The 14,953-nt window shown below is 72.8% G+C and carries 7 protein-coding genes and 1 pseudogene; 5 read left to right on the forward strand and 3 right to left on the reverse strand.

From position 1 onward, the window contains the following. The first annotated feature begins 91 nt into the window (after positions 1-91). Entirely contained in the window at positions 92-1,054 is a 963-nt protein-coding gene (locus tag ACFP3V_RS22825; RefSeq protein ID WP_380586493.1) for a YhjD/YihY/BrkB family envelope integrity protein, read from the forward strand. Between the two features lie 7 nt (positions 1,055-1,061). Here the strand turns inward: ACFP3V_RS22825 and ACFP3V_RS22830 are convergent, their stop codons facing one another. After that, on the reverse strand, positions 1,062-2,285 hold the full coding sequence (locus ACFP3V_RS22830; protein WP_380586496.1) for an AI-2E family transporter: 1,224 nt from the start codon (positions 2,283-2,285) through the stop codon (positions 1,062-1,064). Positions 2,286-2,498: 213 nt separating this feature from the next. On the opposite strand from ACFP3V_RS22830, the gene ACFP3V_RS22835 reads away from it, so the two are divergent. Beyond that, a complete protein-coding gene (locus ACFP3V_RS22835) occupies positions 2,499-2,993 on the forward strand; it encodes a hemerythrin domain-containing protein (protein WP_380586499.1) in 495 nt (164 codons plus the stop codon). Positions 2,994-3,057: 64 nt separating this feature from the next. Here the strand turns inward: ACFP3V_RS22835 and ACFP3V_RS22840 are convergent, their stop codons facing one another. Continuing rightward, complete coding sequence (locus tag ACFP3V_RS22840; RefSeq protein ID WP_380586502.1) at positions 3,058-4,971, reverse strand: carbohydrate binding domain-containing protein; 1,914 nt, start codon at positions 4,969-4,971, stop codon at positions 3,058-3,060. Between the two features lie 228 nt (positions 4,972-5,199). On the opposite strand from ACFP3V_RS22840, the gene ACFP3V_RS22845 reads away from it, so the two are divergent. Further along, positions 5,200-6,081, forward strand: a complete 882-nt coding sequence (locus tag ACFP3V_RS22845) for an NAD(P)-dependent oxidoreductase (RefSeq protein ID WP_380586552.1) — start codon at positions 5,200-5,202, stop codon at positions 6,079-6,081. A gap of 132 nt (positions 6,082-6,213) precedes the next feature. Here the strand turns inward: ACFP3V_RS22845 and ACFP3V_RS22850 are convergent. After that, a pseudogene (locus ACFP3V_RS22850) lies at positions 6,214-9,966 on the reverse strand (choice-of-anchor D domain-containing protein); the annotation flags it as partial. 141 nt (positions 9,967-10,107) lie between these two features. Between ACFP3V_RS22850 and ACFP3V_RS22855 the strand changes: the two are divergent. Beyond that, on the forward strand, positions 10,108-11,874 hold the full coding sequence (locus tag ACFP3V_RS22855; RefSeq protein ID WP_380586505.1) for an ABC transporter ATP-binding protein: 1,767 nt from the start codon (positions 10,108-10,110) through the stop codon (positions 11,872-11,874). Between the two features lie 603 nt (positions 11,875-12,477). Beyond that, positions 12,478-14,953, forward strand: a 2,476-nt coding sequence (locus ACFP3V_RS22860) for an RICIN domain-containing protein (RefSeq protein ID WP_380586508.1), incomplete at its 3' end; no start/stop codon positions are given.

Here is a 14,953-nt window from a genome sequence, read left to right on the forward strand (position 1 = left end):
CCGGTGCCGGCCGGGCCGGCGCCGGGCGGAACCGGCCGGGAACCTCCCCGCAACCGGGTCGGTTCCGCGGGTTCTGGGCAGAAGACTCGATATGAGCCCCTCCGTACCCCTCGGGCCGGGCGGGACCCGCGAACACCGGCCCGAACAGCGTCCACCGGCGCCCGGAACGGCGGAACCGCAGGCGGACGCCGATCACGACGCCACGCGCGGCGCCAGCGACGCCAGCGGCGGCACGCACCGGCGCGCGGCCGCCGTCGGCGACTGGTTCCAGCGCCTGTGGCACGGCGCCGAACGCGTCGAACTGCTGCACCGCTCCATGGGCTTCGCGGCCCTCGGCCTGGTGACGCTGGTCCCGCTGCTGATCGTGGTCGCCGCGGCGGACCCCTTCCACCGGCACGGCCTGGCCGGGTGGGTCGTGGACGGCATGGACCTCCCGTCCAAGGACGCGGCGTCCGTGCAGCGCCTGTTCGCCACCCAGCACCAGGTGCTGTCCACCACCAGCGCGCTCAGCCTCGCCGCCGTCGCCGTCTTCGGGCTCACCTTCGTCTCCGCGGTCCAGAACGGATACGAGCGCGTCTGGCAGCTGCCCGCCGGCCCCTGGCGGCACGCCTGGCGCCGCACCATCCGCCGTGCCGTCTGGCTCGCCGTGCTGACGGCCTACCTGTACGCCGTCGCTCAGAGCCGCGACCTGCTCGACGGCGGGACGGCGCAGACGGCCGTGCGCGTGGTGCTCATCCTCGCCGCCGGCCTGGTGTTCTTCTGGTGGGGGCAGTCGTTCCTGCTCGGCCGCCGGGTGCCGGCGCTGCGCCTGCTGCCCGGCGCGCTGCTCACCGTCGGCGGACTGGCCGGCCTGCGCTGGTTCTCCGGGCTGGTGTTCTCCCGGATGATCGTGGACAACGCCGTCTCCTACGGCGTGGTCGGCACCGTGCTCGTCGTCGAGTCCTGGCTGATCGGCGTGGGCTTCGTCGTCTTCGGCGGCGCGCTGCTCGGCCGCAGGCTGGTCTGCTCGGAGGCCGCGGAGGCTCCCGACCTGCCGGGCAACACGGAAAGCTGACGGGTCCTCACCTGCGCCGCCCCGGCGCTTCCGCGTGCCCCGGGGGCTTCGCGCGCAGCGCCTGCACGACGGCCCAGGCGACCGAGACGGCCGGCACCGCCGTCACCGCGCCCACGATGCCCAGCGCGATACTGCCCGCGATGACCGCGATGGCGACCACGACCGGATGCAGCCGCACGGCCCAGCTCATGATCAGCGGATGCAGCAGGTGCCCCTCGATCTGACCGATCACCACGATCAGCACCAGCACGGCCAGGGCCACCGCCGGGCCACGCGTGGCCAGGGCCACCACACTCGCCACGGCCAGCGCGAACGGCGAACCGATCAGCGGCACGAACGCCGCCACGAACTCCAGGACGGCGAGCGGGAACGCCAGCGGCACGCCCAGCGCGAACAGGGCGATGGCGACCAGCACGGCGTTGGTCGCCGCCACCAGGACGATCCCCCGGGTGTACCCGGCGAAGGTCCGCCACGCCGCCTCCCCGGCCGCGTTCCACCGGTCCGCCGCCGACGCGGGCAACTGCTCGCGCAGGAACGCCCACATGCGTTCGCCGGAGTGCACGAAGAACACCGAGCAGAACACTCCCAACGCGGCGGTGGTGAGCAGCTCCACCGCCTGCGAGGCGCTGGAGAGGGCGTTCTGCAGCAGCACGCTCCGGTGCGCGGAGAGGAAGGCCGTCGCCTTGTGCTGCAGGCCCGCCAGGGCCCCGGGGTGCAGGTGCCAGGGCGGCCCCTCCAGCCAGCGTTCGAGCCGGGCCACCCCGGAGTCGAACTCCCCTGCGATGCGCGAGGATTCGCCCGCGACCAGGAAGCCGGTCGCGGACAGCAGGCCCGCGACGACGCACAGGGCGGTGAGGTACGCCAGCACCACCGCCAGCCGACGGGGCAGCCACCGGGCGTAGAGGTCGGCGGCGGGCCGCAGCAGCGCGCAGATGATCAGCGCGAGGAAGACGGCGAGGGCGATCGGCTGGAACCGGGCCAGCAGCGTGAACGCGGCATAGGCGGTGACACCGAGCAGCAGCAGTCGCCACGCCCACCCGGCGAGCACCTGGAGGGAGCGCGGCACCTCGCGCTGCTGCCGCGTGCGCACCCGGCTGCGGGCGGCCTCGGGGTACCGGCCGCCACCGCGGCCGCCGCGAGCGGTCGCCCGCACGGTCGCGGTCGGCAGGCGGCGCCGTGCGCGGTGCAGGCGGGTCCCCGGCCTGACGACGTGCCGGATGCGGGTGGTCACCAAGCCTCCTCCTCGGGGTGGCAGCGTGCCCGGTGCGGGACGGCACTGTGCTCCTGCCCCGAAGACGACGCACGACGCCGCACCACCCACCCGCGCGGCGGACCGGTCGGCGTGACCTGCCGCTCGACGGGCACACGCCGGAGCAGACGAGGTACCGAATCGTCGCAGACCACCGGCCGGCACCCGGCCCCTGACGCCCTGGGAGCACCCACCATGTCCGACGACGCGATCGTCCTGCTCAAGGATGACCACCGGAACGTCCGCAAGCTCTTCCGCCAGTTCCACTCCGCCGAGGAGCCGGAGCAGCGCGGCAGGCTCGTGGACAAGATCATCGAAGAACTCACGGTGCACACCTACATCGAGAACGAGGTGATGTACCCGCAGGTGCGCAAGCTCGTGCCGGACCTGGAGCAGGACATCCTCGAGTCCTTCGAGGAGCACCACGTGGCGGACGTGCTGTGCGTGGAGCTGACCGCCCTCGCGCCCACCGACGAGCACTACGAGGCCAAGGCGACGGTCCTGATCGAGAACGTCGACCACCACATCGACGAGGAGGAGGGCGAGTGGTTCCCCAAGGTCCGCGCGGCGCTCGGCCGCAAGCAGCTCCAGGAGATCGGCCGGGAGCTGCAGGCGGCCAGGGAACGCGCCCCGCGGAAGCCCACGCAGCCCTCCGCCCTGCGCAAGGCCGTGGACGCGCTGGTGGGTTGAGCACCGGACTGCGGGGGAGCCGGGACGGCGGGCCCTCGCGGCGGGCCGGCCGCCCCGGCACGGCTCAGGGCAGCGGCGTCGGCGCGGCCAGGTAGGACTGCGCCCGGGTGACCCAGTAGTCGAAGTCGCTGGGCGTCGACTGGTACGTCCCGGACGTCTCGGGCACGCCGTACGTACCGGTGCCCGTGCCGGCGCCGAAGAGGACCGCGACGATTCCGGCCGCCGCGGCCTCCGGCATGTGGGAGCCCCAGGTGACGGTCGAACCGCTGACGGAGACCTTCGGGTCGGCGCCCGGGTTGCTCCCGTAGAAGGCGAGGTTGTTGCCCGTGGCGGTGAACGAGTCCCCGAAGAAGAAGGTGCTCGCGGAGTCCTCGAAGCGGTTGGCCGACACGTCGTCCAGGTCCGGGAAGGTGCCGGAGGCGTTCCAGTAGGTCGGGCTGGCGGTCCGGGTGGAGTTCAGGTGCCCGGTCGCGATCTGCCACAACACGGCGGGCAGGCCGAGGGTCTGACGGATCGTCTTCACGTAGAGCAGGTAGTTCAGCCAGTGCGCGTCGTTGAGGTAGCGGATGTCCGAGGCCGGGTCGGGGTCGCGCAGGATGCCGAAGTCCTGGCCCCACTGGTCGAAGGCGACGAAGTCGGCGCGGTAGCCGATGTCCGCGCTCTGCAGGAAGGCCGCGACCTGGTTCGCGGTGCTGACGACGGATGCCTGGCCGGCCTGCCAGCCGAGGCTGTCGGTGTCCTTGAGGGCGTCGCGCACGGCCCAGGTGTTGACCTGCCAGCCGACGAAGGCGCTCGGGTCGTACTTCTTGATGGTGTAGCTGATGGCTTCGACCAGCCCCCTGAGCGAGTTGCCGAAGGCGGGGTCCGTCCCGGCGGCGAGGACGCCGGAGCTGTAGGCGGCGCCGGTGGCCGCCGGGAAGCGGGAGGCGTCGCCGCCGTACTGGGAGGCGTAGTTCTGCTGCAGGTACCCGAGCATGTCGGGCTCGACGATCCACCCGACGGGCCTGCCGGGCGCGGCCGTCGCGGCGGCCTGGGCGGCCGCCCGGAGCGCCTGGAAGTAGCCGGAGACCCAGCTGCTGTCCTGCATGTTGGTGTAGTCGACGCCGGTTCCGTCGATGTTGCCGTTCATGCCGTAGTCGACCAGCACCGGCGTCATGCCGAACTGTTCGGCGTGGGTGACCATCGTCGTCGTGGTGGCGGCCCAGTTCGCGAGGTCGCTGCCGACGAGGTACTCGTAGCCGTAGTCGGGCAGTGCGCCATGGGACTTGAGGGTGGTGAAGAACGGGTCCACGGTGGTGCCCGGGGTGTAGACGGTCCCGAGGGCGAGGTGGGCGGGGTGCCAACTTCCGCCGCCGGACGGCGAGCTGGAGGGCGACGGCGACGCGGAGGCCGAAGCCGATGCGGACGGGGACGCTGACTGGGAGGGCGACGAGGACGGCGAGGGGGACGAGGACGGCGACGGCGAGGACCCGCCCGCAGGCCCGGTCAGCGCGACGTCGTCAGCGCTGTACGCCCCCTGCCCGTACCAGCCGTGCAGGTAGACCGTGACGGACGTGGTGCTCGCTCCGGTGGTGAACGTGGTCGACAGCTGCTGCCACCCGTTCGCCGCGGGCGTCCATGTGGACGCGCCGCCGTCGGTGCCCAGGTAGACGTAGGAGCCCTGCACCCAGGCCGACAGCGTGAAGGCGGAGTTGGGCCGCACGGCCACCGTCTGCGCGCAGCGCCCGGTGACCGAACCGGTCGGCAGGGCGGACAGGGCGTGCGTCCCGGAGTGCACCGGGGCCGTGACGGCGGTGGCGGTGCCGGGGTCGCAGGTCCAGCCGGCGAGCCCGCCGGACTCGAAGCCGGGATTGGCGACCAGGTTGACCGCGTCGGCGGACGCGCGCCCGTCGAGGGCGGCGAAGCCGACGGGGACGAGGACGACGGACAGCAGGAGGGCGAGCAGACCGTTCCTGCGGCCCCGGGGACGACGGTGCACGGGCGGACCTCCGGACGTTCGGGCGAACCGACGGACGGGCAAGGGATCTGCTCCGGACGATGGCCTGCACGCGTCAACCCGTCAAGGGTCTAGACCTATCCTTCGGCCGCGGCTGAGGCTCCGTTAAGCCGTGGCGCGCCGTCCGGGCACCGCCCGGGAGTGAGACCGTGGACAATCGGGACACCCGTACCCCCGTCAACGCCCACCCGTAACGAGGAAACTGACACCATGTCGCACACACTCTCCGTCGCCGTCCTCGGCACCGGCATCATGGGGGCCGCCATGGCCCGCAACCTCGCCCGCGCGGACCTCGAGGTGCGGGCCTGGAACCGGACCCGCGCCAAGGCGGAGCCGCTGGCCGCGGACGGCATCCGGATCGCCGACTCCCCCGCCGACGCGGTGCGCGGCGCGGACGTCGTGCTGACGATGGTCCACGACGGGCCCGCCGTGCTGGAGACCATGCGCGAGGCCGCCCCGGGCCTGGGGCCGGGGGCCGCGTGGGTGCAGTCCACGACGGTCGGCCTCGCCGCCCTGCACGAGCTGGCGGACTTCGCCCGCGAGCACGACCTGGTCCTCCTGGACGCACCGGTGCTGGGCACCCGGCAGCCCGCCGAGACGGGGCAGTTGCTGGTCCTGGCCGCCGGCCCGGAGGCGGTCCGCGAGACCGTGCGCCCGGTGCTGGACGCCGTCGGCGCGCGCACCGTGTGGACGGGCCAGGACGCGGGCGGCGGCTCCGCGACGCGGCTGAAGCTGGTCGCGAACAGCTGGGTGCTGGCGGTCACCGCCGCCGTCGGCGAGAGCCTCGCCCTGGCGAAGGCGCTGGACGTGGACCCGCAGGCGTTCCTGGACGCGGTCGGCGGCGGGCCGCTGGACATGGGCTACCTGCGCACCAAGGCGGCGATGCTGCTGGAGGACCGCCTGACGCCGCCTCAGTTCGCGGTGGATACCGCCGCCAAGGACGCCCGGCTGATCGCGGCGGCGGGCCGGGAGCACGGCGCGCGGCTCGACGTGGCCGAAGCCACCGCGGAGCGGATGGAGCGGGCCTCGGGACTCGGCCACGGCCGGGAGGACATGGCCGCGGCCTACTTCGCCAGCTTCGACGGCGGGTGACGCCCCGTCAGCCCGGCGGGCACGGCCGGCACGGCGGGCACGGCCGGCACGGCGGGCACGGCGGGCACGGCGGTGCCGCCGCAGGAAGGCACTCCTGCGGCGGCACCGCCGNCAGACCTGGAACTCGGAGACCTGCCCCGCCGGCCAGCCGGTGTTGGCCGTGAAGGTGGCCCGAACGTACCGGGCGGAGGCGGCCGGGAAGGTGATGGTGACGGTGTTGCTGTTGGCGGTCGGGTCGAAGGTGTAGGACGCGGAGGCCTTCAGCGTGCTGAAGGTGCTGCCGTCGGTGCTGCCCTGCAGGGTCAGCGTCTGCGAGCGCGCTCCCCAGGACGCCGGGAGTTCCAGGACGACGCGGCTGACGCTGTTCGCGGCGCCGAGGTCGACCTGGACCCACTGCGGGAAGGCGTTGTTGGCGCTCTCCCAGTAGGTGCTCTGGTTGCCGTCCGTGACGTTGGACGAGGGGTAGACGTCGTTGTGGCTGGACTCGCTGGTGGGCTTGCCCGCCGCGAGGTTGGTGGCGGTCGCCGTGGCGCCGGTGCCGGTCAGCGACACGGTGGTGGGGCTGTTGGCGGCGTTGCTGGTCACCGTGAGCGTGCCGGTGCGGGTGCCGGTCGCGGTGGGGCTGAAGGTGACGTTGACGGTGCAGGACGCGCCGGCGGCCAGGGTGGACCCGCAGCTGTTGGTCTGGGCGTAGTCACCGGTGACCGAGACGCCGCTGAGCGTCGCCGTGGCCGTGCCGGAGTTGGTGACGGTGACGGACTTGGCCGCGCTGGTGGTGCCCTGGTTCTGACTGCCGAACGTCAGCGACGTCGGACTGGCGCTCAGGCTGGCCGAGTTGGAGCCGCCGCCCCCGCCGGCCGGGAAGACCTCGAAGTCGGAGAGCTGACCTGCGGCCCAGCCGGTGTTCGCGGTGATGTCGGCCCGCACGTACCGGGCGGTGGCGGCGTTGAACGTGATGGTGACGGTGTTGGAGTTGGCGTTCGGGTCGAAGGTGTAGCCGGCCGAGCCGACCAGGGTGGAGAAGGTGCTGCCGTCAGTGGACCCGAGCAGCGACAGCGTCTCGGTGCGGGTGGCCCACGCCGTGGCCGGCGGGAGCTTGAGCACGACCTTGCCGACGCTGTAGTTCTGGCCCAGGTCCACCTGTGCCCACTGCGGGAAGGAGCCGTTGGCGCTCTCCCAGTAGCTGGAGGCGTCGGTGTCGGTCAGGTTGGCGGGGGTGTAGCTGCCGTTGCTGGAGCTGGCCGAGGCCGGCCGGCCCGCGGCGAGGTTGGTGCTGCTGTCGATCCCGGTGCCGGACAGGGCGACGGTGGTCGGGCTGTTGTTGGCGTTGGACGTGACGCTCAGCGAGCCGGTGCGGGAGCCGCCGGCGGTGGGCTTGAAGCCGACGGTCACCGTGCAGGAGCTGCCGACGGCGATGCTGCCGCAGGAACTGCTCTGGCTGAAGTCGCCGGAGGCGGTGATCCCGGAGACGGTCGCCGTGGCGGTGCCGGTGTTGGTGAGCGTGACGGTCTGGGTGGCCGCGGCGGAGCCGACCACCGTGGCGGGGAAGCTGAGCGAGGCGGGGGACGCGCCGAGCACGGGGCCCGGGGCGGTGCCGGTGCCGGACAGGGCGACGGTGTTGGTGACCCCGCCCGCGGTCACGGTGAGCGTGCCGGAGCGGGACCCGGCCGCCGTCGGCGAGAAGGTGACGGAGACCGTGCAGGAGCCGTTGGCCGGGATCGAGCTGCCGCAGGTGTTGGTCTGCGCGAAGTCGCCGCTCGCGGTGACCGAGGAGACGGCCGCGGCCGAGCCGGTCGGGTTGGTGACGGTGACGGTCTGTGCGGGGCTGGTCGAACCCTGGGCCACCGAGCCGAAGTTGAGCGCGCTGGGACTGGTGGTCACCCCGGTGGCGGGGTAGGGCGGGAAGACGGGTGCGGGCCAGCCGTTGCACTGCGTCGGCGTGATCCCCGAGTTGCCGCCCCCGTCGGTGACGGCGAAGCTGCCGCCCTCGCAGCTGTAGCTTGGCGCGTTGCCGGCGTTGGCCTGGGCGACGCCGGTGGCGGTGACGTTGGTGAAGCTGGCCGCTCCGCCGGTCTGCTCCTGCAGTGCGAAGGTGCCGGTGCCCGCGATGGTGACGTTGTTGAGGTTGACGCCGCTGATGGTCCCCTCGACCCACTGCACGGCCTCGTAGGGGCTCTGCTCGATCAGCGCGTTGCTGACGTTGATGGGGCCGGTGATGGCGCCCTGGCTGCCGTCGAACCACAGCGAGCCGACGCCGAACTGCCAGTTGGGGTCGAGGCTGCCGTCGCGGATCAGCGTGTTGTTGGAGATCGTCGTGGTGCCGACCGGGGTCGAGGTGAACCGCTGGCCGACGTGGATGCCGCCGCCCTGGGTGATGCCGGTGTCCTGGACCAGGTTACCGGTCACCGTGTTGTCGTGGCCGCCGTAGACGGCGATGCCGTTGGCGAGCATCTGCAGCTGGACGGTGTTGTTGGAGATGGTGTCGTTGGCGTCGGCGCCGATGCTGGAGTCGGCCCAGGTGGCGATGCCGTCGTCGCCGGTGTTGCGCAGGTCGCTGTTGGTGACCTTCGAATTGGTCACGCCGCCGTGGAAGTTGATGCCGTCGGCGGTGGTGTCGCGGATCCGCATGCCGCTGAAGGTCAGGCCGTCCATCGGCCCGTCCATCCAGGCGCCGACCTTCAGGTGCTCGATCCACAGGTTCGAGACGGTCGAGTTGCTCATCGCCCCGCCCACCGCGTTGACCTGGGCGCCGTCGTTGCGCTCCTGCACGTCGCCGAAGATGGCGAAGTTCTGCAGGTGCACCCCGGTGCTCGGGCTCGGGGCGGAGTTGCCGTAGAAGCCGGGGGCCGCGCCGGTGACCGTGGAGTACCACATGCCCGCGCCCGCGATGGTGACGTTGTTGACCGCGATGTGGCCCGGGATCTTGAAGGTGCCCTGCGGGATCCAGACGGTGCCACCCGAACCCGCCGCCGCGATGGCCGCGTTGAAGGCGCTGGTGGAGTCGTTGACGCCGGTGGGGTCGGCGCCCTTGTCGGTCACCGAGACCGAGCCCGCGGGCTGCGCCAGCGCGCCGCCTACCTGTTCGAAGTCGGCGAAGTCGATGGTGTAGGAGGAGGCGGTGTCCTCGGAGTCCACCTGCAGCGTGAAGGTGGTGCCCTTCGGATAGGTCTGCGAGAACAGCCGGTGCGTCTCGTCGAAGAAGTGGTGCGGGTTGCTGCCGGGGGTGTTGGTGAACGGGTAACTGCCGTAGTACCAGCTGTACGCGTTGGTCAGGGTGAAGTCCGACTGCTTGACCCCGTTGATGTAGAGCGAGAGGGGGGCCGTGTAGACCGAGCCGCTCGACGTGTCCGGGATGCTGTAGCGGAAGTCGATCGAGTTCGTGTCGACGGGCGTGGTGAAGCTGACGTACTTGCCGGTGCCCTGGAGGGTCACCGCCTTGCGGTAGGAGGCCTCGTCGGCGAGCTGGCCCTGGGTGTAACTCGGGCCGATGACACTGCCGTTGGTGCTGGCGTTCTCCGCCTGGACCTCGGCGTAGGGCAGGCTCGCGCCGCTGCCGCCGGTGGCGGTGGCGGCGAAGGCCGGGGGTGCGGCGACGAGGCCGAGCACACCGGCGCCGGCCAGCAGCGCGGTGCTGCCGACGGTGGCGACGGCTCGCCTCAGGGTGCGGAAGGGCCGTGGGGGTCTGGACAACTGATGCTCCTTCGGACGCGGCTGGGGTGGCGCTGCGCGGTCGGCACCGTATTGCCTGAGGCAGAGCTGCGCAATATCCGTGGCAGATATTGCTAATTTGCGCGCCGAATTTGCAAAAGGTCGACTCTCGCCCGCGCCTCCCAGTACGGTGGTCACTCCCCCGAATCCAGCTTCCACCTGCACGAACGCTCCCATCGGCGGTGACGCTCCGCCCTCCAGCCGCTTGCTGCAAATCCCGCGTTCCGCTTGCTCGATCCCGCAAGCCGCTTGCACGGCGCGTCCGACTGCCGAAACCGGCGTGCGCGCCGCTCCCGGGGCGGGGAAGACTACGGAGCCATGGCCCTGCCGCAGAATCCGCTCGACCACCGCTACCGGGGCGAGCACCCCGTCCGCACCCTCCGCTACCTCTTCCGCGCCGACCGCCCCCAACTCGCGGGCGCCGCGGTCGCGTTCCTCGGCAAGCACAGCCCGGTCTGGCTGCTGCCGCTGGTGACCGCGAACATCGTGGACGTCGTCGTCAACCGCGAACCGGTCGCCCGGCTGTGGTGGAACGCCGCCGCGCTGCTGGTGATCCTGCTGCTCAACCTGCCGCTGCACCTGCTCTACGTCCGCTGGATGCACGGCTCCATCCGCCGCACCGGCACCCGGCTGCGCTCCGCGCTCTGCCTGCGGATGCAGCAGCTCTCCATCGGCTACCACGCGCGCGTCAGCTCGGCCGTGCTGCACGCCAAGGTGATCCGCGACGTCGAGGGCATCGAGACCGCACTGCAGCAGACGGCCGACAGCGGGCTCGCCGCCGTCGCGACGCTCAGCGGCGGACTGGTCGTCATCGGGCTGCAGACGCCCGCCTTCCTGCCCGTCTTCCTGGTCCTGGTCCCGGCCGCCGGCCTGCTGGTGGTACGCCTGCGCGAGCGGCTGCGCCGCAGCAACGAGTCCTTCCGCCATGAGGTCGAGCAACTCTCCTCCCGGGTCAGCGAGATGACCAGCCTCATCCCGATCACGCGGGCGCACGGCCTGGAGCGCGCCGCCCTCGGCCGCGTGGACCGCAGCCTCGGCCGGGTCCTCGCCGAGGGGCTGCGCCTCGACCAGCTCAACGGGCGCTTCGGCTCGCTCGCCTGGATCCTGCTGAACGCCCTCGGCGTCGGCTGCCTGGCGGCCGCCGCGCTCGCGGCGTACTACCGCTGGTTCGGCGTCACCCCGGGTGATGTCGTCATGCTCAGCGCCTACTTCACCTCGCTGACCGGCTCGGTGACCGCGCTGCTCACGCTGGCTCCGCAGGTCGGCAAGGCGCTGGAGTCGGTCCGCTCGGTCGGCGAGGTGCTCCAGGCCCCGGACCTGGAGGACAACGACGGCAAGGCCCGGGTCGCCGCCGTCGCGGGCGGCTTCCGCTTCGAGGGCGTGGACTTCGGCTACCCCGACGCCGACGCGCCCGCGCTGCGCGGCTTCGACCTGGACGTCCGGCCCGGGGAGACGATCGCACTGGTGGGCGCGTCCGGCGCGGGCAAGTCCACCGTGCTCAACCTGATCCTCGGCTTCCACCGCCCGACCGGCGGCCGGATCCTGCTGGACGGTCAGGACATGGCGGAGCTGGACCTGCGCAGCTACCGCCGCTTCGTGTCCGTGGTGCCGCAGGAGTCGCTGCTCTTCGAGGGTACGGTCCGGGACAACGTCGGCTACGGCCTGCCCGACGCGGACGACGCCGCGGTGCGCCGCGCCCTGGCGGACGCCAACGCCCTCGACTTCGTCGAACGGCTGCCGGACGGCCTGGACACCGTCCTCGGCGAGCGCGGCGCCCGGCTCTCCGGCGGTCAGCGCCAACGCCTGGCCATCGCAAGGGCGTTGATTCGCGATCCGCGGGTCCTGGTGCTGGACGAGGCGACGTCGGCCCTCGACACCCGCTCCGAGCACCTGATCCAGCAGGCGCTGGCCCGACTGGTCCGCGGCCGGACGGTTTTCATCGTCGCGCACCGGCTGTCCACCATCCGGGGCGCGGACCGCATCGTCGTCCTGGACGGCGGCGAGATCCGCGAGATCGGCAGCCACGCCGAACTGCTGGCCAGCGGCGGCCTGTACGCCGGCCTGCAGGCGGCCCAACTGGCCTGAGACGTCCGGACGTTGCCGGGCGGCCTCAGTTGCTCGGGTGAGGGTCCGGACGTGCCTGGGCGGCCTCAGCCCGATCGGGGAAGGCCGCCCGGGCAGGGTCCGGCCGGTTCCAGCCCGATCGCGGCAGCACCCCGTCCAGCACGGCCCCGCGACCCGCAGGAAACGGTCGGCAGCAGGCCCCGCCCCGGCGCCGGCCGCGGTCGCGGCCCGGGCCGCCGAACCCGGCCCGACTTCGTCTCGCGTGCCCCTGGACGCCGACCTGGAGCGCTTGGTCGCGCAGGCCCCCGGGCGACGCTGGTCCACCGCCGGGGACGAGAGCAACGGGAAGTGATCTGCGTCACCGGACAATCCGTCAGATCACTTCCTCAAAGCGGCACTTGGGTGCCCTCTTTGCTCCCTTCGCCCCAGCGCACCCCACTGATGTGAGTTGACCTCACACATTTCCATGCACATGCTGAGCACCGCCATACCCACGAGTAGGGGTGGCAGCAGTGACGGGGGCTCGGGACACGGGTGCACTGTGCCCGAGGACCCGTTGGTCGGCGTGCGTGGGGGGCGACGCGCCTCGCCCGCGCGCCCTGGCGACGGGACGAACAGCACTTCATGAAACGCCCCAGCACACCACCGGCCCGGAGCCGGTACCCGGGACGGCTCCGCCGTCTCCTCGGCGCAGGCGCGCTCGTCGTGGCCGCGTCGCTCGGCCTCGGCCAACTCCCCGCCCTCGCGGCGACCCAGAGCCCCGCGGACGCCGGGGGCACCTCCACCTACGACGCGAGCGCCGCCCAGCAGCAGCGGCAGGACGAGTGCCTGCTCTCCACGGTGCTCCGCCTCGGCGGTCCGGCGATGAAGCAGGTCGCCGCCCAGGGCCTGGACGGCGACCCCGCCGCGCTGCACGCGGCCGCCGCCGCGGACTACTGGGACACCACCCCGCTGTCCACGGCCTACAAGAAGGACCACGACGCCCAGTCGGCCAAGCTCGACGAGCTGGCCGGCCGGCACACCACCTGGGAGCAGCCGCTCGCCAGCCTGGTCGTGCCGAACGCGGGCTTCTCCTCGGTGGCCGACTTCCGCTGGGCGCCCAACCCCGGCTTCTTCGACACCGTGGGCCTCAGCCCGTGGGTGGCCCAGCAGTTCTGGGCCAGCGAGAGCGCCGTCTACGCCGACCCGACCCCGCTCGCGGGCAAGACGTCGGCGGACGCCGCCACCGCGCTCGGCAACGCGCTCTACCCCGAGCCGACGAACGGGAACGACCCGAACTTCGAGCGCGAGTACAACGAGTGGCGCGCCTGGCAGGACATGACGTTCATGCACGGGCTGTTCGCCGACGACACCCGGCTGCTGCTCGAGGGCGGCGGCTTCCCCCGCACCGCGCCCGACCCGGGCACGGTCGAGTTCCGGGTCGCCGTCGAGGACCTCAAGTCCCGCTTCGCGTCCTGCGAGTGGCGCAACCCCGAGGACCCGGACAACGTGCTCGGGCCGGAGGTGCAGACCGCCGCGACCGAGTGGCAGGCGGAGGTCGCCGCCCGGCAGCCCGAGCGCGACGCGCTGCTGGCCGCCAACGCCAAGGCGACCGCCGCACTGGAGACGGCGGCGCAGGCCTTCGGCGAGGCTCTCGGCCAGTCCTGGCTGGCGGACCACCTGGCCCGCTGGGAGGCGTACTGGCAGCCGGGCGGCCAGGGTTCGGCCGGTGCCGGGGCCATCAAGTTCCAGCTGAAGTCCGGCACCACGCTGTGCCTGGACGACCCGAAGAGCTCGACCACCAACGGCGGCCCGATCCAGGCGAGCACCTGCACCACCAGCAACTCCATGCAGTGGAAGCCGGGCAGCGGCACGGTGCTGGACGGCGCGCTGGTCAACGTGGCGAGCGGCAAGTGCCTGTACGCCACCGGCGGCAAGGTCCAGCAGTACACCTGCAACAACACCGCCGCGGAGCACTGGCAGTACACCACCACCGGCGGCGTGACGCGGCTCTACAACGTCGGCACCAAGCAGTGCGTCAACTTCGGCTCCGCCACCGGCGGAACGGCGGCGACGGCGGTGTCCTGCTCCACAGCGGCTGCCCAGCAGTTCGTGGCCACGCAGGACAACGCCGGGACCGGCACCGGAACGGACAGCCTGGACTACCGCGACGCGTCCAAGCAGTTCACCCAGGTCAAGGCCGCCCTGACGGCGGCTCAAACAGCAGCCAAGGCCCAGCTGACCACCGTCCAGCAGCAGCTGACGGCGGCTCAGGCCGCCGCCTCCGCCACCACCACGGCGGAGCAGCAGGCGTACGCCGCCGCGGACGCGATCGGCGCCCCGCGCGGGCGCGGGCTGCTGGCCGCACAGCAGGAGGCCCAGGTCACCATGGCCTCGGCGGCGGCCATCCAGGCCATGGTCGGGGCGACCCAGACCGCCTACGACGCCACCACGGCCGCCGCCACCGACAGCCAGGCGCTCCAGGCCAAGGCGCAGACCCTGGGTCTGGCGTCCAAGGCGGCGTTCCGCCAGGCGGCCGCGCAGGAGGCGGACAACCAGGCGAAGGCCGCAGCCGCGGGTGCCGCGCTGCAGGCGAAGAACGCGGCCGCGGCGAAGGCCAAGGCGCAGCAGGCGCTCGCGACCGCGCAGCAGGCCGAGGCCACCGCCAAGTCGGCGGCGGCGACCGCCCACGCCAAGCTGCTGGCCGCCCAGGCAGAGCAGCAGAAGGCCGAGGCGGACAAGCAGGAGGCGGCCGCCGACGAGGCCACGGCCGCGAAGGACCAGGCCACCGCCGAACAGGACGACCAGGCGGCCCAGGCCGCCCTGGCCGCCGCGCAGAGCGCCGGGGCCACCGCCGCCGACAAGCGGCAGGCGGGCGAGGCCGCCGACTCCGCCGCCGGCCAGGCCCGGCAGCAGGCGATCAACGCGGCCCGCACCCAGGCCGCCGCCGCGGCCAAGGCCCAGGCCGCGGACGCCTACGCGGACGCGCACGCCTCCCAGTCCGACGCCCAGGCGGCCCGCTCCGCGGCCGACCAGGCGGACGCGGAAGCGGCTCAGGCCACCACCGACGCCGACAACGCCACGGCGGCGGCCAACCAGGCCACCGCGGCGGCACAGGCGG

The sequence above is a fragment of the Streptacidiphilus monticola genome, from assembly GCF_042658505.1.
GTDB classification, from domain to species: Bacteria; Actinomycetota; Actinomycetes; order Streptomycetales; family Streptomycetaceae; genus Streptacidiphilus; species Streptacidiphilus monticola.